Annotated in this window: 22 protein-coding genes and 1 pseudogene; 8 read left to right on the forward strand and 15 right to left on the reverse strand. The window is 50.4% G+C overall.

Features of this window, described 5'->3' with window-relative positions:
• Positions 1-57: 57 nt before the first annotated feature.
• Positions 58-963, reverse strand: a complete 906-nt coding sequence (locus AAG834_RS08105) for a hypothetical protein (protein WP_342031826.1) — start codon at positions 961-963, stop codon at positions 58-60.
• Between the two features lie 256 nt (positions 964-1,219).
• On the opposite strand from AAG834_RS08105, the gene AAG834_RS08110 reads away from it, so the two are divergent.
• Entirely contained in the window at positions 1,220-1,864 is a 645-nt protein-coding gene (locus AAG834_RS08110; protein ID WP_342031827.1) for a hypothetical protein, read from the forward strand.
• A 52-nt stretch (positions 1,865-1,916) separates the two neighbouring features.
• Here the strand turns inward: AAG834_RS08110 and AAG834_RS08115 are convergent, their stop codons facing one another.
• The 9 genes from AAG834_RS08115 to AAG834_RS08155 all read right to left on the reverse strand — a co-directional run bounded on the left by AAG834_RS08115 (position 1,917) and on the right by AAG834_RS08155 (position 10,515).
• Positions 1,917-2,819 carry a DMT family transporter gene (locus AAG834_RS08115; RefSeq protein WP_342031828.1) on the reverse strand — a complete coding sequence of 301 codons (903 nt, stop codon included), beginning with the start codon at positions 2,817-2,819 and terminating at the stop codon, positions 1,917-1,919.
• Between the two features lie 83 nt (positions 2,820-2,902).
• The gene (locus tag AAG834_RS08120) at positions 2,903-4,591 is read right to left on the reverse strand and encodes a glutamine--tRNA ligase/YqeY domain fusion protein (RefSeq protein WP_342031829.1); all 1,689 of its coding nucleotides are present in this window, start codon (positions 4,589-4,591) and stop codon (positions 2,903-2,905) included.
• 123 nt (positions 4,592-4,714) lie between these two features.
• The gene (locus AAG834_RS08125) at positions 4,715-5,338 is read right to left on the reverse strand and encodes a hypothetical protein (protein WP_342031830.1); all 624 of its coding nucleotides are present in this window, start codon (positions 5,336-5,338) and stop codon (positions 4,715-4,717) included.
• A gap of 150 nt (positions 5,339-5,488) precedes the next feature.
• A complete protein-coding gene (locus AAG834_RS08130; RefSeq protein WP_342031831.1) occupies positions 5,489-6,265 on the reverse strand; it encodes a DeoR/GlpR family DNA-binding transcription regulator in 777 nt (258 codons plus the stop codon).
• Positions 6,266-6,423: 158 nt separating this feature from the next.
• Positions 6,424-7,140, reverse strand: a complete 717-nt coding sequence (locus AAG834_RS08135) for a GntR family transcriptional regulator (protein ID WP_342031832.1) — start codon at positions 7,138-7,140, stop codon at positions 6,424-6,426.
• Positions 7,141-7,500: 360 nt separating this feature from the next.
• Entirely contained in the window at positions 7,501-7,920 is a 420-nt protein-coding gene (locus AAG834_RS08140) for an OsmC family protein (protein ID WP_003741038.1), read from the reverse strand.
• Positions 7,921-8,027: 107 nt separating this feature from the next.
• Positions 8,028-8,834 (reverse strand): bifunctional hydroxymethylpyrimidine kinase/phosphomethylpyrimidine kinase, encoded by an 807-nt coding sequence (gene thiD, locus AAG834_RS08145; RefSeq protein WP_342031833.1) that lies wholly within the window; start codon positions 8,832-8,834, stop codon positions 8,028-8,030.
• Positions 8,835-8,910: 76 nt separating this feature from the next.
• Complete coding sequence (locus AAG834_RS08150) at positions 8,911-9,660, reverse strand: lysophospholipid acyltransferase family protein (protein WP_342031834.1); 750 nt, start codon at positions 9,658-9,660, stop codon at positions 8,911-8,913.
• Between the two features lie 105 nt (positions 9,661-9,765).
• Complete coding sequence (locus tag AAG834_RS08155; protein WP_070514548.1) at positions 9,766-10,515, reverse strand: GNAT family N-acetyltransferase; 750 nt, start codon at positions 10,513-10,515, stop codon at positions 9,766-9,768.
• 108 nt (positions 10,516-10,623) lie between these two features.
• Here AAG834_RS08155 and AAG834_RS08160 point away from each other — a divergent pair, with 108 nt between their 5' ends.
• Entirely contained in the window at positions 10,624-10,803 is a 180-nt protein-coding gene (locus AAG834_RS08160; protein ID WP_141745761.1) for a hypothetical protein, read from the forward strand.
• Positions 10,804-10,811: 8 nt separating this feature from the next.
• Here the strand turns inward: AAG834_RS08160 and AAG834_RS08165 are convergent, their stop codons facing one another.
• The gene (locus AAG834_RS08165) at positions 10,812-12,746 is read right to left on the reverse strand and encodes a transferrin-binding protein-like solute binding protein (protein ID WP_342031835.1); all 1,935 of its coding nucleotides are present in this window, start codon (positions 12,744-12,746) and stop codon (positions 10,812-10,814) included.
• 212 nt (positions 12,747-12,958) lie between these two features.
• Positions 12,959-13,582: a biliverdin-producing heme oxygenase gene (locus AAG834_RS08170; protein WP_342031836.1), complete on the reverse strand. Its 624-nt coding sequence runs from the start codon at positions 13,580-13,582 to the stop codon at positions 12,959-12,961.
• Between the two features lie 470 nt (positions 13,583-14,052).
• Between AAG834_RS08170 and AAG834_RS08175 the strand changes: the two genes are divergently transcribed.
• The 5 genes from AAG834_RS08175 to AAG834_RS08195 all read left to right on the forward strand — a co-directional run bounded on the left by AAG834_RS08175 (position 14,053) and on the right by AAG834_RS08195 (position 18,973).
• A complete protein-coding gene (locus tag AAG834_RS08175) occupies positions 14,053-15,363 on the forward strand; it encodes a paraquat-inducible protein A (protein ID WP_070514551.1) in 1,311 nt (436 codons plus the stop codon).
• Positions 15,360-17,021: an intermembrane transport protein PqiB gene (gene pqiB / locus AAG834_RS08180; protein WP_049226142.1), complete on the forward strand. Its 1,662-nt coding sequence runs from the start codon at positions 15,360-15,362 to the stop codon at positions 17,019-17,021. The genes AAG834_RS08175 and pqiB overlap by 4 nt, the downstream gene beginning before the upstream one ends.
• Positions 17,021-17,539, forward strand: a complete 519-nt coding sequence (locus AAG834_RS08185) for a PqiC family protein (protein WP_016687781.1) — start codon at positions 17,021-17,023, stop codon at positions 17,537-17,539. Before pqiB ends, AAG834_RS08185 begins: the two co-directional genes overlap by 1 nt.
• Positions 17,540-17,605: 66 nt before the next feature.
• On the forward strand, positions 17,606-18,247 hold the full coding sequence (locus tag AAG834_RS08190; protein ID WP_070514558.1) for a glutathione S-transferase family protein: 642 nt from the start codon (positions 17,606-17,608) through the stop codon (positions 18,245-18,247).
• A gap of 84 nt (positions 18,248-18,331) precedes the next feature.
• Complete coding sequence (locus tag AAG834_RS08195; RefSeq protein WP_342031837.1) at positions 18,332-18,973, forward strand: glutathione S-transferase family protein; 642 nt, start codon at positions 18,332-18,334, stop codon at positions 18,971-18,973.
• A gap of 84 nt (positions 18,974-19,057) precedes the next feature.
• Here AAG834_RS08195 and gloA read toward each other — a convergent pair whose 3' ends face one another.
• Positions 19,058-19,465 (reverse strand): lactoylglutathione lyase, encoded by a 408-nt coding sequence (gene gloA / locus AAG834_RS08200; RefSeq protein ID WP_003756006.1) that lies wholly within the window; start codon positions 19,463-19,465, stop codon positions 19,058-19,060.
• A gap of 165 nt (positions 19,466-19,630) precedes the next feature.
• Between gloA and dacB the strand changes: the two genes are divergently transcribed.
• Positions 19,631-21,070 carry a D-alanyl-D-alanine carboxypeptidase/D-alanyl-D-alanine endopeptidase gene (dacB, locus tag AAG834_RS08205; protein WP_070514553.1) on the forward strand — a complete coding sequence of 480 codons (1,440 nt, stop codon included), beginning with the start codon at positions 19,631-19,633 and terminating at the stop codon, positions 21,068-21,070.
• 106 nt (positions 21,071-21,176) lie between these two features.
• Here dacB and AAG834_RS08210 read toward each other — a convergent pair whose 3' ends face one another.
• Complete coding sequence (locus AAG834_RS08210) at positions 21,177-22,253, reverse strand: TerC/Alx family metal homeostasis membrane protein (RefSeq protein WP_070514554.1); 1,077 nt, start codon at positions 22,251-22,253, stop codon at positions 21,177-21,179.
• Positions 22,254-22,315: 62 nt separating this feature from the next.
• Positions 22,316-22,421, reverse strand: a pseudogene (locus tag AAG834_RS08215) (IS481 family transposase); the annotation flags it as partial.

Below are 22,421 nucleotides of genomic sequence, written 5' to 3' on the forward strand. Positions count from 1 at the left end.
GATAAAAAATATTGAACACTAGGCAGTCGGTTGCTGCCTTTTCAGACTACCTGCCGATTAATACTGATAGACAAGTTTTCTCCCCCAGCAAGTTTCCGGCTGTTTCACATTATTCTCTTCCACCAATTCATTTTCTGCTTTTTGGCGGGCCGATACCGTCCAAATATCGGGCTGGCCAAGCTTCCAAGTCAGCAGGGAAACATTGTTGAATACACAGCCCAAAATATCGGTTTGTTTGGGTTCAATCTCTATTTCCACAATATTCTTTTTATCGTCCAGCGTTATCAAGCCTGTAAAAGGTATATTTTCAGAAGCCAACCATGCCAGCCAAACTTTACCGGATTCATCGGATTCAATATATTTCACTTCACGCAAACCAAGCTTCACATTTTCGCCCAATTGCGGCACCGGCAGCGCGAAAGAGTCATCCAACTGACATCCTGTCAGTTGGTAATCTTCAGGAACAGACGTTCGCTTATCGTACGCACCGATATACTTCCACCCAAAATCCCCAGCATCCACACGGCACAACCAACCTTCCGACCAAACCGGTTTGTGTTCGGCTACTTCCGCTGGCTCCAGAAAGACGCCTTCGCCCATATGTTGATCATAAAACTTCCGTTCCACCGCCTTAATCATCATGCCCTTCCATTCGACAGGCTTGGGAAAGACGGCATACTCGTAAGATTCGATATCCTTTTTCCACCGAAAATGCAACTTCGTTCCGGCAGGCAATGGAAAACCGTCTACCACCGTATCCTCCCGAAGCACATACTCCTCCGGCTCTTGCTGCCCCACCCAAATGCTCCATGCCTGAACGCCCAAACAGCACAGCAAAAACACATTGAACCTGACAGCCATTGCTTTAAACAACGGTCTTTCAGCTCTCAACGTCATATCGGCAAGCATCAAGCTCAGTATGGCGACCACCGTCAGCCAAATAAAGTTATAAAACAGCAGCATTTATTCTTTCTTTGTTCGTTATATTGAAATTTCTCTCGTTATCAAAGCCATATTGCTTCAACTTACCTATTATAAATAAAGGGTCGTCTGAAACCCAATTTCAATAAAGTAAAAATACCCGAACAAAAATTTCAGACGACCCCTGCCTTGTCCTGAAACAAGTTTACAAGCCGACAGACAACGTTATCGCAAACGGAACAGCCGCTTTAGCGATATGTTAGAATAAAACCACGAAACATAGAAAAGAAAGGTCTCAATGCAAAAAATTCCTATTGAATACTACAACCTCAATTTATTCGAACGACTGGACAGGCCTGTCATTGCTTTCGTAAAAAAAAGGCCGTTCAGGAAAGTGGAGAACCTTCATGTCTTTGCTTCAACAGAGGCATATGAAAAAGAAAGGAGAAAGTTTGAAATCACCGGCTACAAAGCGCAAACCATCCCTTTAGGCATGTCTCTTGATGCGGTTATCTGGCAACCCTATTATGTAAACCTTGTTATATCCGGACTTGATACATCGGACATTATCTTTTCCAAAGACGATTTGCAGCCCCTGAAAGACCTTATCGACAGCTTTTGCATTATGTTTGCAGCAACAAATGCCGAAATAGAAAATGCGAAAGCCTACGAGTTGATGAAAAACAAAACCGTTTATTTTCTCGGACGACTCATTACCAAAGAGTTTAAGGTGGGAGACAGAATCGGTTTCGAAGGCATTCAAAGAGAATCAGACGGTAAACATTATGTATCCGTCAAATGTTTCCTGACTAGGGAAAGTGCTGAAAAATTCAATATGAACAACCGCCCCGTAACGCCCGCCAATTTGGGATACCTCAAATATTTCTGGTGCAAACCGGTCATTATCGAACCACACCGAGACTACTGGATTGAGTTTCTATAACACTGACAGAGCATCCATCGTTTGATAAGGAACTTATCCTCTCTTGAATCTTTCAGACGACCTTCTGCCCGTACCGCATCAGTGTCATGCCGCCGACCGCTGCCGCGCAGCCCGTAATCAGCGAAATATGCAAAGGTTCGCCCAAAACCCACGCCGAGCTGAGCATACCGAAAATCGGCACCAACGTAATATACGCCGCCGCGCTGCCTGCACCCAAAGTCTTCACGCCTTCGAAATACCACGCGTAGGCCAATACCGTCGCGCCGATGACCAGCCACGCCAATGCCGTCCAACCGCGTGCATCCATCGCCGCCATTGCCTCAAACGGCAGTCCGTCCGTCCACAACGCCACCACCGACAACATCAGCGCGCCGATGAACGACGTTGCCGCCGTTACCGTCAACGCGTCTATCCCGCGCAAAACCGCACGCCCGATTAAGGTATAAGCCGCCCAGCAGACCACGCAGCCGAAAATCAGCCACTCCCCCGCCTTGATGCCGCCCGACAATACCGTCAACGGCTGCCCTTGCGTTACCGCCGTTATCGCACCACAGACCGCCAGCAGCATACCCGCCAAAATCTTCGCGTTTAACCGTTCGCCGAAAAGCCAAGCCGCCAGCAGAAGCGTCAGCACGGGATTCATCGCCACGACTACCGCCGCCTTACCCGCCGGCATTGCCTGCAAACCCAGCATGAAAAACACCGCATAGCCGCACACCCCGACGGAAGCAGCCACCGTCAATCCCAGCCATTGCCGCGCCGACAAAGCCGCCAAAGTCGCAAACCTGCTGCGCGCAAACAACCAGCCCAGCAACAAAACCGAAGCCAATACAAACCGAACCGCCCCGCCCGTCAGCGGCGGCAGCGACTGACCCAGCATCCGCCCCATCGGCCAAGACGCACCCCACAATACTGCCATCCCCAGCAGTTTCAAATGTACAGAATAACGTTCCATCTCATTCCTTTATCAACAAAGGTCGTCTGAAAACCAGATTCCAAGTTTTCAGACGACCTTCCAATATGGCTGTTGCCAACAGATTACTTGGGCTGCCAAGAGTCTTTCAGCGTGACCGTGCGGTTGAACACGGGCTGCTCGGGGCGGTGGTCTTTGCGGTCGGTCACGAAATAGCCCAGTCGCTCAAACTGCCAACGGCTTTCGGCGGGCAGGTTTTTGGCTGCGGGTTCGGCGTAGGCGGTGATTTCTTTGACGGACTCGGGGTTGAGGAAATCGGTAAACGGCAGATAGTTGCCGTCTTCGCCGTGCACGGCATCGGGACGCTCAACGGTAAAGAGGCGGTCGTACAGGCGGACTTTGATTTCGGCAGCGTGTTTGGCGGAAACCCAGTGAATCACGCCTTTGACTTTTCTGCCTTCGGGATTTTTGCCCAAGGTGTCGTGGTCGATGCTGCATTTGAGTTCAACCACATTGCCTGCCGCATCTTTTACTACTTCATCGCATTTGATCACATAGCCGTGGCGCAGGCGTACTTCGCCGCCGAGTGTCAGGCGTTTGAAGCCTTTGGGCGGATTTTCGGCAAAGTCGTCTGCTTCGATGTAAATGGTTTGGGACACAGGGATTTCGCGCTCGCCCATTTCTTCGTGATTGGGGTGGAACGCGGCGCGGCGGCTTTGGGTTTTGCCGGCTTCAAAGTTGGTCAGGGTCACTTTGAGCGGGTTCAAGACCGCCATCAGGCGCGGAGCGGAGTTTTCCAGCTCTTCGCGAATCGCGCCTTCCAACACGCTCATATCGACGATGTTTTCAGATTTGGAAATACCGGCGCGTTTGGCAAACAGGCGCAGGCCTTCGGGCGTGTAGCCGCGGCGGCGCATACCGGAAATGGTGGGCATACGCGGGTCGTCCCAGCCGGAAACGTGGCCTTCTGAAACCAGTTGGTTCAGCTTGCGCTTGGAGGTGATGGAATACAGAAGCTCCAAACGGGAAAACTCGTATTGGCGCGGGCGGGTAGCGTGCGGCGCAGGGATGTTGTCCAACACCCAGTCGTAAAGCGGGCGGTGGGCTTCAAATTCGAGCGTACACAAGGAATGCGTGATGCCTTCGATGGCGTCGGAAATGCAATGCGTGTAGTCGTACATCGGGTAGATGCACCATTTGTCGCCGGTGTTGTGGTGATGGGCGCGGCGGATGCGGTAGATGACCGGATCGCGCATATTGATGTTGCCCGAAGCCATGTCGATTTTCAGGCGCAGGGTTTTGCTGCCGTCGGGGAATTCGCCGTTTTTCATGCGTGTGAACAGGTCGAGGTTTTCTTCGACGCTGCGGTCGCGGTAAGGGCTGTTTTTGCCCGCTTCGGTCAGCGTACCGCGATATTCGCGCATTTCTTCGGGCGTCAAATCATCGACATACGCTTTGCCGTCTTTGATTAAACCGACGGCGTAGTCGTAAAGCTGGTCGAAATAGTTGGAAGCGAAACGCGGCTCGCCCGCCCAATGGAAACCGAGCCACTCGACGTCTTCTTTGATGGCGTTGACGTATTCGTCGTTTTCTTTTTCGGGGTTGGTATCGTCGAAACGCAGGTTGCACAAGCCGTCGTAAATATACGCCAAACCGAAGTTCAGGCAGATGGATTTGGCGTGGCCGATGTGCAGGTAGCCGTTGGGTTCGGGCGGGAAGCGGGTTTGGATGGCTTCGTGTTTGCCGCTTTTGAGGTCTTCTTCGATGATGGTGCGGATGAAATGGTTGTCCGCGAATTGGTCTTTGTTGAGCATGGTCGAGAGCTATCTGAAAATATGATGTCGTGCCGATTTTACCTGAAAACAGGACGGCTTTACAGTCAATACGGGGTACAGAGGTCGTCTGAAAACCGTTTCAGACGACCTCTGTATGGACAATTACGAATCGGATGAAAGATTGGAATGGTCGGAAGCATTGTCTTCCGGACGTTTGAATGCGGTTGAGGAATCGATCAAATTGACCAGCAGGTTAATCAACAGAACAATACCCAAAATAACCAAAATTGCGATTGGGTAAAAAATCCAAAGCAAACCGGTAGTGCCGATAAAAGACCAGCGCATGGACGCCCAAAATGCTTGAAGCGAGGATTTTTCCAAAGAGAGCAGCTTGGGGCGGGCTGCGGTGGCGATAATGGAAGCAATCAGCGAACCAACATAAAATACAGGCAATCCTAGCCACAAAAAAGCTGATCCGTGATGATCGTAATTAGGGGAGTAAGGGTCATTATGACTGTCAGCACTGTCTACCGCCATCATAAACAACAACCAAAGTATGGTTGTTATCCACACGCTGCCCGCCACAGTAGCAGGTCGCAAACGATGGGAAAACAAGACATAAACCAGATTCGCCGAGCCAAGCATCAACATACCGGCAATCAATGTAAGCTCGAAGCGATCGGGTATTGCCTGACTGAACCATATCGAGGTCGTGATGATAATAATGATACTGCCAGCCAATGATAGGCCGGCAAATGTTCTTTCGCTAATACGGGGGAAATTCATCTTGATGACTTTTCAAAACTGTTCTTCTAAATAAAAAAACATTCATGGATGGATGCTTAGTTTTCAGACGACCTACCCATCCAATAGCAGCCATCTGAAAACGCTTCCCCATTGTACCCGAATTTCATTAACCTTTTGTAACCCCCGAAATCAAAGCTGCACAGGTTCGGCAACCAGCCATTCTACGCCCGCATCGCCCAAAACCTTCTGCATGGCGGCTTCTGGTACGCGGTCGGTAAATACTTTGTCAAACGAGCCGACGTCGCCCAGTCTGACCAAGGCGTTGCTGTTGAATTTGCTGTGGTCCACGCCCAAATACCTGACCCGCGCATTGGTCATCATCGCCTGCATGACGCTGACTTCTTTATAGTCATAGTCCAAAAGCGAGCCGTCGCTTTCCACGCCGTGCGTACTCATGACGGCATAATCGACTTTAAACTGATTGATAAAATCAACCGTCGCCACGCCCGTAATCCCGCCGTCCAATGGGCGCACGACGCCGGAGGTGATGATGACGGTGTAGTCGGTGCGCGCGGACGTGATGGAGGCAACGTAAATATTGTTGGTGATAATCCGCAAGTTTTTGCGCTGCTTGACCAACTCTGCGGCAACGGCTTCCATCGTCGTGCCTATGCTGATAAACAGCGACGAATTGTCGGGAATGTGGGCGGCAATCAGGCGGGCGATGGCGTTTTTTTCATTTTGGCAATGATTGCGCTTGCCTTGCGCCGCGCTGCCGGAAATATCGCCGACCGACGCGCCGCCGTGGTAACGCTTCAACTGACCGCTTTCGCTCAATTCCTGTATGTCGCGGCGTATGGTCTGCGGGGTAACATCCAAGGCTTCCGCAAGCTGCTCGACCGTCATGAAATGTTGCTCGCGCACGAGCGTGAGGATATGTTCGTGTCTCTGTATTTTCGGTTTCATCTGGATTCGTTTCCATTCGTTCCGGTTCGTTTGAATTCGGATTGTACGCCTTTTGCCCGAAGCAGGAAAAGGCAGCCGTCGATTTGGCTTTTACCAAAACCAAAGGTCGTCTGAAAACCTGAATCCGGTTTTCAGACGACCTTTTTGCTGGATTTGGATTATTCCGCTTCGTATTTACGTTCCAAACGCTCCACGCACGCGCTTAAGTGTTTACGCATGACTTTGACGACGCGGTTGCGTTTGCCGTTGACCAGCAAGTCGAGGATTTCGCGGTGTTCGGAATGGGTGTGGGGATTGATGGCGCGTTTTTCATTACGCTGCGCATCGAAGACGGCGACGATGAGCGAAGAGCGGGCGCACAGGGTATTCATGATGTCGAACAAGACGTGGTTATCGATCAGGCGCGCGAGTTCGACGTGGAAGGCGTTGGACAGGCGGTTCCAACCCACGCGGTCGCCGCTGTCGGACGCCTGTTCTTCACGCTCGATCATGGCGTAGAGCGGCTGGAGGCGGGTTTCCAAATCGGGCATATCGGACAGGAGGTTCAAAATCATGCTTTCCATTTCGATACGTGCGTTGAACACGTCCTGCATTTCCTTCAAATCGGGAACATGGACGAACGCGCCGCGATTGGGCTGCAAATCGACGATTTTGTCGTGTGCCAACAAGGACAGCGCGCCGCGCACGGTGTTACGCGAGCAGACCATCTGGCGGCAAAGCTCGGATTCGGTCAGTTTTTTGCCGGGCAGCAAAACATGGTCGGTAATGCCGTCCAAAATCAGGGCGTAAACGCGGAACAGCTCCGAATCATGCCTGCCTGCGGGCATCATGGAAGAAGGGGTAGGCGCATGGAGGGTATCGTTATCGGTATTCATTATTTAAGCTCTCCTCATAGTCTGGCGTGTCATATCGTTTGAAATAACAGAAATTTTGCAACGGCAGCAACCCGCCCCTTATCGCTTTTTGCTTGATTCCATTTCGATATAGCACAAAATCTGATTAAGATATAATTAAAAATTGTTGACAATCTCTAGTGAAGCTTGCACAATATCCTCACAAGGCCAAGTTATGAAGGCTGATAGAGAGAGAATCCACAATAAGCAAGCAGATATATTCATGGTGTAGCGTGAATATATCTGCTTTTTTGTCGGGCGGTCTTTATTCACGCTTAAACAGTATTCCGCCTATAAACGCTTTTCAGACGACCCCAAGGATACGAGGGGTCGTCTGAAAAATTACTCTGCTTCGACGGTTTCAAAACTGTGGGTGATTTTCGCCGCCTTGCCCAGCATAATCGAGGCGGAACAATATTTCTCGGCGGACATCTGCACGGCGCGCTCGATGGCGGATTCGGTCAAATTGTGTCCGATGACTTTAAAATGGATGTGGATTTCGGTGAACACGCGCGGGGCATCGTCGGCGCGCTTCGCGGTAACCGTCGCTTGGCAGTCCACCACCTTTTGACGCTGTTTCTCGGCAATCATTACGACATCGATGCTGGAACAGCCCGCCACGCCCAAAAGCAGCATTTCCATCGGGCTGGGGCCGCGTTTCGCCTGCCCTTCCGCCGCCGCGCCTTCCATGACGACGCTGTGTCCGTTTTCGGTCGTGCCGACAAAGCACATTCCGTCTATCCATTTTGATGTAACTTGCATGATGTCTCTTCCGCGAAGTTGAAGTTGGTTTGCCCAATATTGTAAACAAATTTGACTGATAAATATAGCAAGAGGTCGTCTGAAATTTCCGTTTCAGACGACCTTATTCAATCCCGATACGCCCAATGATTGACCGGACCGTGTCCCGCGCCGATATTCAAAGGGTTGCGAATCGCTTCGGTAATGTATTTTTTGGCGGTTTGCACGGCTTCGAGTGTTTCGAAACCTTTTGCCAGCTCGGCGGCGATACAGGCGGAGAACGTACAGCCCGTACCGTGCGTATGCGCCGTCGGGAAGCGGCGGTCGGTAAATTCAAACACTTCATCCGGCGTAAACAGCCAGTCGGTGCAGTATTCGCTGCGGCTGTCGCCCAAATGCCCGCCTTTAATCACCACGTTTTTCACGCCGCAATCTTGCAGGATTTTGGCGGCGCGTTCCGCATCTTGGCGGCTTTCAATGCGCACGCCCGTCAAGGCTTCCGCTTCAGGCAGGTTCGGCGTCAGAATGTCCGTATCGGGCAACAGCAGGCGTTTCATCGCTTCGACGGCGGAATCCTGCAACAGCGGCGCACCGCCTTTGGCAATCATCACCGGATCGAGGACGCGCTTGCCGAAACGGCATTTTTTCAGATTTTCAGAAACACATTCAATCACTTGAGCCGTACCCAGCATCCCGATTTTATAGGCGCGGATTTCAAAATCGGCGCGGACGGCCTCGATTTGAGCAGTGATGATGTCGGTCGGAACCAGATGCACCGCCGATACGCCGAGCGTATTTTGCGCGGTCACGGCGGTCAGCACGCTGGTGCCGAACACGCCGCGCATCTGAAACGTCTTCAAATCCGCCTGTATCCCCGCCCCGCCGCCGGAATCCGAGCCGGCGATGGTCAGCGTTTGGACGAATGTTTCTTCCATTTGGCTTCTCCTATTGTTTGGTTTGATGAAACGGTTCGGATAGCGGTTTGAAGTTATTTTCGTTTGTTTGGACCTGTCAGCCCAATTTTTTTAATTCTCGGCTCAAGATGCCGTGTATTTCCAGCGCCGTTTCGTAGCGGTCTTCTTTGGCAGGAACCGGCTCCAGAAAATGCAGCTCCACCTTGCTGGAAGGCTGGCTGATAATCATGCAGATGGATTGCCACAGGCTGGTATCGTCCACATAAGCCGCCTGAAGGTTCGGACTGGTGCCGTCAGGATTGGGGTAGCGGCAGAGCATGGGGATAATGGGAATGCCTGCATCGTAGGCAGTTTGGAAAAAGCTGGGTTTGAACGGGAGGATTTCATAACCTTCCGTACTCGTCCCTTCAGGAAAAATAGTCACGGTATCGCCGTTTTTGAGGGCTTCGGTTACGGTAGCGATTTTGGCGGTATTGCCTTTAGTGCCTTTATTGCGTGAAACGTACACGGTTTGCGCCTGTGTGGCGAGATAGCCGACTACCGGCCATTTGGCAACATCGTCTTTAGCCACAAATCTGCCCGGGAATGCGCCGTTGACCGCCATGATGTCCAACCAAGAGATATGGTTGCTGATTAACAACTGTGCCTGCCCTTCCTGAGGCAACGTACCGAAGGTTTCCAGCTTCATGCCGCATGAAGCGAGGACGCGCAGCGACCAAATTTGGATGGCACGCAATTTGCGCCGTTTGCTGTAAAAGGGAAACAGGAAGAACATTTCCGCCATACCGTAAAGCAGGCAGATGCCGATACAGAGCAGGCGGAAGGTAAAACGCAGTTTGGCAATCATAAGGTTGTGGTGTGTGTATATTGGTATAGGGTGGAATTGCTAAAAATCGTTGATTTCACAATAGTTGAGGTCGTCTGAAAAGGTTTTCAGACGACCTTTTAGTCTTTATAGTCTGGGGGCAAAACGCTGAAGGTAACGATCTGCCAGACGGGTAATGTCCATCATGATAAGCACGTCGGCGCAGTTGAACGCTTCATCGACACAAGGCTCGCCGCAAAACCATGCGCCTGCGTTGAGGTAACCTTTAATCAGCGGCGGAACATCCGGTTTGTCCGACGGGGTGATTTCGTCCCACTTGAGCGGATTGAGCGGTTTGACGCACCATTTTTCAGGCGCGAGGTATTTGGATTTCAGGGCATGATACAGACCTGCCGCATCGCTGCCGCCGTCGTGCATATCAATGCTGCCGCAGCCTATCATAAAGCGCAGGTTTTCGTCTTTCATGAATTTGACCAAACCCGACCACAAAAGCATGACCAATCCGCCGTTGCGGTAGTCGGGGTGGGTGCAGGCGCGGCCGAGTTCGACGGTTTGCGGCAAAATGTCTTTCAAAGGGGACAGGTCAAATTCGTGTTCGCTATACCAGCCGCCGACTTTTTTGGCGGTTTCTTCAGTAATCAGGCGGTAGCAGCCGATGACGTCTCCGGTTGCGTCGTCAAAAGCCAAAAGGTGGTGGCAATGTTCGTCGTAAGGATCGACATCGCGACCATCGTCGCTTTCGATTTCTGCACCCAGTTCTTGGGCGAATACCTGATAACGCAAGCGTTGTGCTGCTTCAATTTCCGCCTGCGTTTCCGCAAGGCGCACGCTCAGACCGATTTTGGGGCCGGTTTGGTTGAAACGGCTTTGGGACATGAATTTTCCTGTCTTATACATTGGATAATCGATTTGCGATTATAGCGGATATAGGACGGAATTTATATTGAGTTCGGACAAGTGAAGCAAATTAGGGATGAAATGACTATGCAAAAAGAATTTTTTACAACAGAATGGGTATGCAGTTTTCAGACGACCTCTTCCCTGTTTTGGGAAAATATCTTGCATCCCTTTTTCTCCAAACTTACTCTAAAAGTCTTAGGTCATCTGAAAATCCTACCCACTCAAAAACAAACCGCCCTTTCAGGCGGTTTGTTTTCAGCTTAAACAGAAGGTTATTGTTTTTTACCGCCGAATACACCGAAGGCATTATTACTCAAAGAACCGTTGTCGCCTGGTGTCTTATTGTAACTGTAACGCCCTGCCATTTCGGCTGCCTTGTCGCCGTAGAATCCGCCGGATATAGAACCTTCGACACCGGAAGTCCATTTGCCGTTAAAGTTGCTGCCTGAAATACCGGCAGTAAAGGCTTGTTCATTCATGTACCATCTGTCGCCACTATTGATTTTACCTGCGATGGTTTTGGCATCGAAATCGACATCGGCGGTAAACGAACCGGTGGTACGGTAGCCTCCTGTATCACCCACCCAGTTTTCCTTATTATCCAAGTTGCGGGCACGGAAATTCAACACCTCGCCTGCGTATTTAGCCGTACCGGATGGCAGAGAGGCACTCATTACCCCTTGAACAAACAAGGAGTAGGCATTATCGGCAAGTTTTGCCGCACCGAAGACAACATTGCTCAAATTGCTTGAAGCAACAAACGATTTGTAGTCCGAACCCAATTCAGTTTGATGGAGCTTGTTGGTAACAGGTGCCAGCGCGATTGCCGTACCGTTGATGACGACTTTGGTCAAGTCCGCGATATTCGATAAGACGTATTGCTCGCCTGTTTCACCTTTTTTCAATTCGGCTGCGGCGGCATCATCTTTAGGTTTGGTTACGGGCGCATCAGGTTTGGCAACCGGCGCATCAGGCTGTCCGCCTGCTTGAGCTGCTGCATCTTGGCGTTTTGCACCAAACACACCGCGCGCCACTACGTCTTCATCACGTTGGTTTTTGCCTGCCGCACTATATGTACCGGCAAGTTGGTCTGCCTTCGCGCCAAAGAATCCGCCTTGCATCGTACCTTGCTTGTTGGAGAAGGTGTTGCCGTGCAAATCGCCATTGAAAGACAGATTTTCCGCCATATCGCGCGCATTGGATTTGACGACACCTGCAATCCTGTTGCCACCGCTACCACCGCCAACCGTTTGATCGGAATAGCGGTTGATGCCGACATTGATGGTTTTTTGGTCGAAATTGACTTTTGCGGTAACATCGGTTGCTCTGGCGGCAGAATACAGGTTTGCCAATTTAGACTCGGCACTTGTATCAGGAAGCTCGTTTAACAGGCTGGTATTGACCGGCAATCCGTTTGCAAAATGCAAACCGATACCTTTATAAGTGGCTTCGCCTTTTTGAGCGGCAACAGTATCGCTTCCGGCAGGAGTACCTTGTACAAATAAAGCTTGTTTGAAATCACGCAGGTTGGTTACATCGGCAACACCGCCGTAACGAACGTCAGGCAGCAGGTCGCCGCTGTGTATCGCATATTGTGCTGCATCAGCTTTACCGCCGTTCGTACTTCTTTCGCCCAACGTGAACTCACCTGCCTTAACGTCTTTGGTATTAATGGCGACACCATCAAGTACGACGCTGTTTTTATCCGAAGCAGTCGGAGCTTCGGTTTTGGCATATTCCAAATCGCCGGTTTCACGCTTTTTCGCTACCAAGACACCGCCATCCAAAGCCTTGCTCATTACTTTGCTTTCGCCGCCAAAACCTTGACCTGAATTGGCCTCATTGGCTTTCTTAGCATCTTCAGCTTTCTTGGCTTCTTCAGCCTTCTTGGCTTCTTCGGCCTTCTTAGCTTCTTCGGCTTTCTTGGCTTCTTCGGCTTTCTTGGCTTCTTCGGCTTTCTTGGCTTCTTCGGCTTTCTTGGCTTCTTCAGCTTTCTTAGCTTCTTCGGCTTTCTTGGCTTCTTCGGCTTTCTTAGCGTCTTCAGTTTGTTTTGAATCACCTCCTCCGCCCGAGCCAGAATTATTGCCCGGCTGTTGCGGGGTCGGTGCAGGCTGTGCAGACGGCGTACCACCACCGCTTGAGCCGCATGCACTCAATGCGATGCTGCAAGCAATCGCCAACATACTTAATTTAAATGATTCCTTCATGGTAAAACTCCTGAATGTGATAATGGTATTTTGGAATGATGATGATAAAATATTTGATAATTATTTACAACAAACCAATTAAAATATACCGCAAATGCGGATAACCAAACGGTAGTAAACTTACATCAGCATGAAGGTCGTCTGAAAACAGAATTTATGAATCCGCGTATACAGATGTGTTTCAGACGACCTCTACTTATATCGTCAAACCATTAATGACGGTGTGGAACAAAGCCTTCCGGAGCTTCCGCACCTTCAGGCAGGCCGAAGGTTTCACGCAGAACAACTTTGTAGAACGCAAACGCATCTTTTGCGCCCTGAATCGCCTCGGCTTCGGCTTCGGGGCTTAAACCCAAAGTATTCAAATGCTCGACAAAAGCACGCCAATGTTTGCCGCGGCCGTTCGGATGAGGGGCGAGGTGGCGCGCGCCGTGTTCTCCGTTGTAATCCAGCTTTTGCGCGTGTTTAAACAAAAATGCTGCGCCCAAATTGGAACCTTCGGCGCAATACAGCCAACCGATGGCTTTGTTGCCGGTTTCATGCGGCAGCGGTTTGCCGTATTCGTAGGGTTTGTCGCCCAAATCCGCCAGGTCTTGCGTTACCGCATCATAACGCGCCATATATTCCAGCTCAGGAATGGCTTTGTTCAACTCGGTGTCTTTATAGATATGATCAACCGCTTTGTGGAACACGGATTGCAGTTTCAAAAATTTGATGTAGTTCTCTTTGTTGGTAAACGGCTCGACAGACATCACCAAGTTGTCCACGCTGTCGTGAACGGTGGTGGTTTGCTCTTTCAGACGTTTGGCAAAAGTCAGCTCTTGTGTTTCGCTCATGTGAATATCCTTTGATAATCTACAAAATTCAATGAATGTTTTGATGAAACCCGCTCAGCGGTTTTTCAGACGACCTCAAATGAAGACCGCCCTGAATCAATAAAAAATTAACTGATGAAAAATCTGTGTTTGGAAATAGAGATTAAGATACTTCGACATTGACTCGTACAGACGAACAAACGAAGATTGTCATATTATAAAACAATTTAGGAATATATATCATTTCTATTACATTAGCAAGAATTTAACTTGCTATTATTTACATAAACCTGTTGTTTCTACATATTTGCAACAAATATGACAAAAGGTCGTCTAAAAGCGTTTCAGACGATCTCAATTTGATTACAAACAATACTATTTATATAGTCATAATTCGTTTTCCAGACACTATCTCCCTCATATGTAAGCAATTTGGGCTATCCCTATGTTTTCCTTTATAATACCTGCCTCTTTGACCTCTTCCCTCCTCCATGAAACCGATTCCTAGCTATACGCGCTGGTGGCGTTATAAATCCTACCTGCCCGACGCATCGCTGCCGGCGCATACGGTGGATTGCCCGGACTGCGGCAACCGCATGGATATTCCGCGCCTGCGGCAGGGGCAGGAGGCGCATTGTCCGGTGTGCAATCATGAAGTGGTCGAGGTGGAAAACAATCCTTATGTTGCACCGCTGGCTTACGCGACCACTTCGCTGATTTTGATGGCGTTTGCGTACAGCATGGTTTATATCCGCGTGCAACTCTTCGGCGTAACATCCGTCCTGTCGCTGCCGGAAATGATGCGGCTTTTGATTTATCAGGATTACGGCTTTCTGGCGGAAGTGATGTTCGTCCTGACTTTTGGCGCGCCGGTATTGTTTTTACTGCTTTGCCTCTATGTTTATACGGCGCTGGTGCGCGAGCGGGCGTATCCTGCGCTGCGGTTTGCGACGCGAGTTTTGGTCAGGCTGCGCCATGCGATTATGGTGGATGTGTTTTTTATTTCCACTTTGGTGGCGTATATCAAGCTCTCGTCCGTGGCGGCGGTAGAATTCGGCTCGGCGTTTTATTTGATGTTTGCGCTGTCAGTCATGCTGATTCGGACTTCAGTCTCGATTCCGCAGCATTGGGTTTATTATAAAATCCACAGACTGATGGGTGGGGATGCGGTGCAAACGGCATCCGACGACAAAACCTGTTGCAGCCGCTGCCTGTATTTCCGCGATAAAGACGAGCAGCCTTGTGAGGTTTGTGGTGCGGATTTATACCGCCGCCGCCCGAAAAGCCTGAGCATTTCGCTGGCGTTTTTGATTGCGGCGTTTATCCTGTATTTCCCTGCAAATATTCTGCCGATTATGATTTCGTCGAACCCTACCGCGCTGGAAGTCAATACGATTTTCAACGGCATTGTGTATATGTGGAACGACGGCGACAGGCTGATTGCGGTGATTATTTTCAGCGCGAGTATTTTGGTGCCGGTATTGAAGATTATCGCGATGGCGGTTTTGATTGCGTCTGCTTATTTCAAACCGCCGATGAGCGCGCCTAAAATGTCGGTGCTTTATCGGATTACCGAATCCATCGGCCGCTGGTCGATGATTGATATTTTTGTGATTATTATTTTGATGAGTTCGTTCCACACCAACATGGCACGCGTCGTCCCCGGCGGGGCGGCGGTTTATTTCTGCCTGGTGGTGGTATTGACCATGCTGTCTGCCTATTATTTCGACCCCCGCCTGATTTGGGACAGGCAGCAGCAGCTTTCAGACGACCCCGATTCCGACGATAACCAGAAACAATGAAAAAACACGATTCTTCTCAAACGCATCGCGCACCCGCGCGTGTCAAAAAAACCAATGTCTTCACGTCTATCGTGTGGCTGATTCCGCTGATTGCGCTGATTGCAGGCGGCTGGCTGCTGGTGAAAGACATCCGCAACCGAGGTCCGGTCGTCACGCTTTTGATGGACAGTGCGGAAGGCATTGAAGTCAACAACACGGTGATTAAAGTATTGAACGTCGATGTCGGACACGTTACCCGCATCAAGCTGCGCGACGACCAAAAAGGCGTGGAAGTCACTGCCCAACTCAATGCTGATGCGAAAGACCTCATCCGCAGCGATACGCAGTTTTGGGTGGTGAAACCGCGTATCGACCAAAGCGGCGTAACCGGTTTGAGCACGCTCCTGTCCGGCTCGTATATCGCGTTTACGCCCGGCAAAAGCAATGAAACGAAGGACGTATTTGAAGTACAGGACATCCCGCCGATTGCCGCCATCGGACAAAGCGGCCTGCGCCTGAAGCTGGTCGGTCAAAACGACAAAATCCTCAACGTCAGCAGCCCGGTGCTTTATGAAAACTTTATGGTCGGACAGGTAGAAAGTGCGCATTTCGAGCCTGCCGACCAAACCGTGCATTACACCATCTTCATCCAAAGTCCGAACGACAAACTGATTAATTCGGAAAGCCGCTTCTGGCTGGAGAGCGGCATCAATATCGAAACCACAGGCAGCGGCGTGAAACTCAATTCCGCTCCTCTGCCCGCGTTGCTTTCCGGCGCGATCTCGTTTGATTCTCCGAAAACCAAAAACAGCAAAAATGTGAAGAGCGAAGACAGTTTCACGCTTTACGACAGCCGCAGCGAAGTGGCGAACCTGCCCGATAACCGTTCGTTGTACTACACCGCGTTTTTCAAACAATCCGTGCGCGGTCTGACCGCAGGTTCGCCCGTCGAATATAAAGGGCTGAATGTGGGCGTGGTTTCCGACGTTCCCTATTTCGACCGCAACGACAGCCTGCATCTGTTTGAAAACGGCTGGATTCCCGTGCGCATCCGCATCGAGCCGTCGCGCATGGAAATCAATGCCGACGAACAAAGCAAAGAACACTGGAAACAACAATTCCAAGCGGCTTTGGGCAAAGGTCTGACCGCCACCATCTCCAGCAACAATCTGCTGACCGGCAGCAAAATGATCGAGTTGAACGATCAGCCTTCGTCTTCGCCCAAGCTGCGACCGCACACCGTTTACGCAGGCGATACCGTCATTGCCACACAAGGCGGCGGTTTGGACGATTTGCAGGCAAAAGTGGCGGATTTGCTCGAGAAATTCAACAATCTGCCGTTGGATAAAACCGTTGCAGGGTTGAACGGTTCGCTTGCCGAACTCAAATCCACCCTCAAATCTGCCAATGCTGCCCTAAGTTCTATCGACAAACTGGTCGGCAAACCGCAAACGCAAAACATCCCCAACGAGCTGAACCAAACCCTGAAAGAATTGCGCCAGACCCTGCAAGGCGTATCGCCGCAATCGCCCATCTACGGCGACGTGCAAAATACCCTGCAAAGTTTGGACAAAACCCTCAGAGACGTACAGCCCGTCATTAATACTTTGAAAGAAAAACCCAACGCGCTGATTTTTAACAGCAGCAGCAAAGACCCCATCCCGAAAGGAAGCCGATAATGCGCCTCTTCCCGATTGCCGCCGCCCTGACGCTTGCCGCCTGCGGCACCGCGCAAAGCCCGCAATATTTCGTCCTGCCCGACAGCCAATACATCCGGCCGGCGGCGCAAGGCAGCGAAATCGCGGTCAAAGTCAACCTTGCCGAACCGCTCGCCAACGGCGGCCTCGTTTACCAAACCGACGCATATCATGTGAATTTGGCGAAGAACCACCTTTGGGCGGCACCGCTCGACGGCGCGTTGGCGGCAAACCTCAGCAACAAACTCAACCGCCTCAACCCGCGCCATACTTTCGTTCCCGCCTCGCGCAGCCAAAGCAGCCAAACCCTGAAAATCTATATCGAAGCTTTCCAAGGCAGCTATCAGGGGCAAACCACCGTCAGCGGCTACGCCTTATGGCCGGACGGACGCAACAAACCGTTTGACATCACCACCCCGCAACAAGGCGACGGCTATACCGCCATGCTGGAATCTTTGGAAAACGGTTTGAACGAAGCGGCAAAAAGTATCGCCTATTGATGAGGTCGTCTGAAAACCCGCCGTATGGGTTTTGCCAAAACCATTCATCGCGCAAAAGGAAAAGACATGCACAATATCACGCTCTACACCCATCCCTTTTCACGCGGCAGATACGTCGTATGGATGCTGAAAGAATGCGGCGCGGAATACACCGTCGTACCCGTCCAGTTCGGCACGCAAATGAAATCCGCCGAATATCTCGCCATCAATCCCCAAGGGCAAGTCCCCGCGCTCAAATTCGGTGATGCCGTACTGACCGAATCGACCGCCATCATTACCTTTTTGGCGGAACAGTTCCCCGACAAACACCTCATCCCCGCCGCAGGTACGTTGGAGCGCGGCGAATACTACCGCTGGATGTGCATATTGATGCACCTCGAATACGCAGCCTTCAACAAACTGCACAACCTGCCTGTCGATACGCCCGAATGCCGCCGCCAAATCGGTTACGGCGATTTCGATACCGCATGGAACACATTGCGCGAACACTTGAAAAACCGCGACTATATCGTCGGTAACAGCTTTACCGCGATGGATTTGTACTGCTCCGCTCTGATTCTGCACTTAACGCAAAATTGGAAAGTGCTGCCCGCCGATGAAACCGACGTATTGCAACGCTACGCCGCCAAACATCTCGCCCGCCCCGCTTTCGCCGAAACCACGGCATGGATGCTGGAAACCGCCGCCCAAATGCCGCCAGTGGCATAAATCAAGATTATTAGAACCAAAAGGTCGTCTGAAACCTACTGTGCAGGTTTCGCCAAAAACATTCACAACGCAAAAGGAAAAGACATGCAAAACATCACGCTCTACACCCATCCCTTTTCACGCGGCACATACGTCGTATGGATGCTGAAAGAATGCGGCGCGGAATACACCGTCGTCCCCATCCAATTCGGCGCACAGATTCAGTCCGCCGAATATCTTGCCATCAATCCCCAAGGGCGGGTTCCCGCGCTCAAATTCGGCGATACCGTATTGACCGAATCACTTGCCATCATTACCTTTTTAGCAGAACAGTTCCCCGACAAACACCTCATCCCTGCCGCAGACACGTTGGAACGCGGCGAATACTACCGCTGGATGTGCCTGTCTCTGCACCTCGAATACGCGGCCTTCAACAAATTGCACAACCTGCCTGTCGATACGCCCGAGCGCCGCCGCCAAATCGGTTACGGCGATTTTGATACCGCATGGAACACCTTGCGCGAATACTTGAAAAACCGCGACTACATTATCGGCAACAGCTTTACCGCGCTGGATTTGTACTATTCCGGGCTGATTCTGCTCTTAACGCAAAACTTTAAAGTATTGCCTGCCGATGAAACCGATGTATTGCAACGCTACGCCGCCAAACATCTCGCCCGCCCCGCCTTTGCCAAAACCATGGCATGGGCGCAGGAAACCGTTGCCCAAATGCCGCCTGCGGAATAAATTAAGGCTATTAAAATAAAAAGGTCGTCTGAAAACCCGATTGAGAAGGGTTTTCAGACGACCTTTTATCAGACGATTGGAAAATCAGTATTTTACCGAATCATTGCCGCTGTTTTTTTGGATAAATTCAATTTTATAACCGTCAGGATCTTCCACAAAAGCAATAACGGTCGTGCCGTGCATCATCGGTCCTGCCTCGCGCACAACTTTGCCGCCTTTTTGTCTGACCCGTTCGCAAGCCTCATACGCATCATCCACTTCCACTGCGATATGACCGTAAGCATTGCCGATATCGTAGCTTTCCGTATCCCAGTTGTGCGTCAATTCCAGTACAGTATTTTCGGCTTCATTACCATAACCGACAAACGCCAAAGTAAAACGTCCTTCGGGATAATCGTGGCGGCGCAGCAAAGACATGCCTAAAACATTTTGATAGAAGTCCAAAGATTTTTCGAGGTTGCCAACGCGCAACATCGTATGGAGCAGTCGCATAATGTATTCCTTTTATATTGTTTTAAAAACAGATTTTATCATAGTTCGCCCTAAGCGCCGATTGTCTGCACGGAACGAAATAGCGACACATTTTATCCATAAGAAACAACTTTTTCATCCGTCAGGCAGCCATCCTCGTTTTTCAGACGACCTTGCTTTATAATTATGCTTTATGTGTTTTTCAGAACTATCATGAAGTTAAGACAAACAGCCGCTCTTTTATGGCTGTCCATCCTCTCTTTGCCGGCATTTGCCATCGATTTCGGCCGCATCCCTCAAGACGAAATTTCCGTGTATGTTCAAGAATTGGACAGTGGAAACGTCTTAGTCGACCACCGTTCGAATGTGCCGGTCAACCCCGCATCAACCATGAAGCTGGTTACAGCGTTTGCCGCATTTAAAGCCTTGGGCGGCGATTACCGCTGGACAACCCAATTTAAAAGCGACGGCACGATTCAAGGCGATACCTTGCAAGGCGATATTTACTGGGTCGGCAGCGGAGACCCTGTTTTCGACCAAGAAGGCTTGGTCGGGATGCAGCAGCAATTGCGCGATAAAGGCATACGCAAAATCACCGGCGGCTTGGTACTCGACCGCCATTTATGGGGAGATATTCAAAATCCGAGCGATTTCGAATCCGATGTCGGCTCTCTATTTATGACGCCGCCCGACCCGCATATGCTGGCTTACAAAGTCGTATCGGTCAAACCGGAACGCAATGACATGGGCGGTGTGGATCTTGTGACCAACCCGCCCCTCCCCGACATTAAAATCGACAACAAAATCAACGTCACACCATCAAACGCATCCTGCAAAGCCTTGCAAAACCATATGCGCGCAAACTACAAAGGCGGCGTATTGCATGTTTCCGGCAAAGTTCCGGAATCGTGTTTGGGCAATGAAATGTACGTCAACATGTTGAACATGCGTGAATTTGTACAAAAGAGCTTTATCAACCAATGGCGTTACTCAGGCGGAGAAATTACCGACGGCATCAGGGCAGCATCCGTGCCGCCTCATGCCAAAACGCTGGCGGTACACCAATCCAAACCCATGTCTGCCATTTTGACGGACATGAACAAATATTCGAATAATCTGATTGCGCGCTCCGTATTCCTGAAATTGGGAGGCGAGCATTCCGGCAACTCCGCCTTGCAGCAAGCCTCTTCAGCCGTAAAGCGTGAATTGGCTACCGCGGGCGTGAATACGGAAAACTTGGTCTTGGAAAACGGTTCGGGCCTATCCCGCCGTGAACGTGTCAGCGCCAATATGTTGGCGCAAATGCTGGAAAAAGCCTATTTCAGCCCGTTCAAACAAGACTTCATCGATACCTTACCCATTGCCGGCAAAGACGGTACGCTGAAATACCGCCTCAAACAGGCAGGCCCTGCCCTGCGCCTGAAAACGGGCACGCTCAAAGATGTACGCGCCCTCGCCGGATATTGGCTGGGAGACAAACCCATGATCGTGGTGGTGGTGATTAACAGCCCGAATGCAACCAACTATCTAAATGATTTGGATAAACTGGTTTCAAAAATCGTACAGCCCGGCGGTGACGCTTGGATTGATGCGAAAATGAAGTGCGCAGAACGGATGGAAGCTTAAAAAGCATCAAAACACTTCAGGCAGCCGGAGAAATGACTTTCCGGCTGCCTGAAGTGTTTTTCAGAGGTCGCAAATCCTACTGTTCCGTTTTACTGAACGAAGCGGGTCACGAATCAGCTTTACCTTTATTTTTCTTATCAGGGAAAATGAAGGAAGCGGCAACCCCGCAGGTCAGCACAACCAATACAACCAGCAAAGACGTATTGGGCGAAATGTCCCATCCGTGATGGAACATATGATTGCTAGCCGACAATCCCAGCTTGGCAGCGATGAAAAACAGCAACACGACCACTGCTTTTTCCAAATGAACCAAATAGCCTTTCAATGCTTCCAATACGAAATAAAGCGTACGCAAGCCCAAAATGGCAAACATCATGGCACTGTAAACAATCAACGGTTCTTTAGATACGGCAATCACCGCAGGTACGCTGTCAAACGCGAACATCACGTCCGACAACTCAATCACTGCCAAACATAAAAACAGCGGCGTTGCGACCAACTGCCCTTTACGCATTTTCTGAGGATGGTTATTTTCAGGATGCTTGAGGTCTTCACCCGCCAGCTCAAGCCGCACCTCGGGATATTGCTCATGCGCTTTTTTCAACTCCTCGCCTTTTAAGAAAAAATGGCTGCCGTAAAGACGGGGAAACACAGGGAAAAAGCGATGGACTGCACGATATGCCAAATGTTCGGAATAATCGGCATCTTCTTCGCCCTCCTCTTCATCCCGACGCAGCATCATAACGGCGGTATAGCCGACAATGACGGCGAAAACCACCTCCACAATCGGTCCCAATGCCAACAGTCCGGTGCCGATGGCGACAAAAATCATGCGGAAAATAATCGCACCGATAATCCCCCAGTATAAAACGCGGTGGCGCAGGCCTTCAGGCACTTTAAACCAAGCAAAAACCGCCATCATTAAAAACAGATTATCTACGGACAATACTTTTTCCAAAGCATAGCCGGTAAAGAACAGGCTGGCGGCTTCACTGCCGTGATGAACCCATAAAAATGTGCCGAACAAAATCGATATCAATACCCAAAACAGCGACCATATCGCGGCACTTTTCAGCGACATCGGTTTGTTGTCCCTATGGGCGAATAAATCGATGGCAATCGCACCCACAGACAAAATCACGAAAACGGCGACGGTTTCAATGGGGAAACCCAAATGGTTCATAAAAAGCCTTTGTTATCAAAGTTATCAAAATAAAGCGTAAGTGTAGGAAAACGTTGCGTTGTTTACACCACAGATTGAGAAAAATAAGCCTGCAAGACCTCAAACGGCGTATCGCCGTTCAAACTGCGGTGCGGCTTCACAGTGTTATAGAAATTAACAAAGCGGCAC

The sequence above is a fragment of the Neisseria sp. Marseille-Q2251 genome, from assembly GCF_940793045.1.
Lineage (GTDB): Bacteria > Pseudomonadota > Gammaproteobacteria > Burkholderiales > Neisseriaceae > Neisseria.

Bases quoted from the DNA above. Each gene is read 5' to 3' on its own strand.
- AAG834_RS08105 (WP_342031826.1), bottom strand. From the start codon at position 963: ATGCTGCTGTTTTATAACTTTATTTGGCTGACGGTGGTCGCCATACTG.
- AAG834_RS08110 (WP_342031827.1), top strand. From the start codon at position 1,220: ATGCAAAAAATTCCTATTGAATACTACAACCTCAATTTATTCGAACGA.
- AAG834_RS08115 (WP_342031828.1), bottom strand. From the start codon at position 2,819: ATGGAACGTTATTCTGTACATTTGAAACTGCTGGGGATGGCAGTATTG.
- AAG834_RS08120 (WP_342031829.1), bottom strand. From the start codon at position 4,591: ATGCTCAACAAAGACCAATTCGCGGACAACCATTTCATCCGCACCATC.
- AAG834_RS08125 (WP_342031830.1), bottom strand. From the start codon at position 5,338: ATGAATTTCCCCCGTATTAGCGAAAGAACATTTGCCGGCCTATCATTG.
- AAG834_RS08130 (WP_342031831.1), bottom strand. From the start codon at position 6,265: ATGAAACCGAAAATACAGAGACACGAACATATCCTCACGCTCGTGCGC.
- AAG834_RS08135 (WP_342031832.1), bottom strand. From the start codon at position 7,140: ATGAATACCGATAACGATACCCTCCATGCGCCTACCCCTTCTTCCATG.
- AAG834_RS08140 (WP_003741038.1), bottom strand. From the start codon at position 7,920: ATGCAAGTTACATCAAAATGGATAGACGGAATGTGCTTTGTCGGCACG.
- thiD (WP_342031833.1), bottom strand. From the start codon at position 8,834: ATGGAAGAAACATTCGTCCAAACGCTGACCATCGCCGGCTCGGATTCC.
- AAG834_RS08150 (WP_342031834.1), bottom strand. From the start codon at position 9,660: ATGATTGCCAAACTGCGTTTTACCTTCCGCCTGCTCTGTATCGGCATC.
- AAG834_RS08155 (WP_070514548.1), bottom strand. From the start codon at position 10,515: ATGTCCCAAAGCCGTTTCAACCAAACCGGCCCCAAAATCGGTCTGAGC.
- AAG834_RS08160 (WP_141745761.1), top strand. From the start codon at position 10,624: ATGCAAAAAGAATTTTTTACAACAGAATGGGTATGCAGTTTTCAGACG.
- AAG834_RS08165 (WP_342031835.1), bottom strand. From the start codon at position 12,746: ATGAAGGAATCATTTAAATTAAGTATGTTGGCGATTGCTTGCAGCATC.
- AAG834_RS08170 (WP_342031836.1), bottom strand. From the start codon at position 13,582: ATGAGCGAAACACAAGAGCTGACTTTTGCCAAACGTCTGAAAGAGCAA.
- AAG834_RS08175 (WP_070514551.1), top strand. From the start codon at position 14,053: ATGAAACCGATTCCTAGCTATACGCGCTGGTGGCGTTATAAATCCTAC.
- pqiB (WP_049226142.1), top strand. From the start codon at position 15,360: ATGAAAAAACACGATTCTTCTCAAACGCATCGCGCACCCGCGCGTGTC.
- AAG834_RS08185 (WP_016687781.1), top strand. From the start codon at position 17,021: ATGCGCCTCTTCCCGATTGCCGCCGCCCTGACGCTTGCCGCCTGCGGC.
- AAG834_RS08190 (WP_070514558.1), top strand. From the start codon at position 17,606: ATGCACAATATCACGCTCTACACCCATCCCTTTTCACGCGGCAGATAC.
- AAG834_RS08195 (WP_342031837.1), top strand. From the start codon at position 18,332: ATGCAAAACATCACGCTCTACACCCATCCCTTTTCACGCGGCACATAC.
- gloA (WP_003756006.1), bottom strand. From the start codon at position 19,465: ATGCGACTGCTCCATACGATGTTGCGCGTTGGCAACCTCGAAAAATCT.
- dacB (WP_070514553.1), top strand. From the start codon at position 19,631: ATGCTTTATGTGTTTTTCAGAACTATCATGAAGTTAAGACAAACAGCC.
- AAG834_RS08210 (WP_070514554.1), bottom strand. From the start codon at position 22,253: ATGAACCATTTGGGTTTCCCCATTGAAACCGTCGCCGTTTTCGTGATT.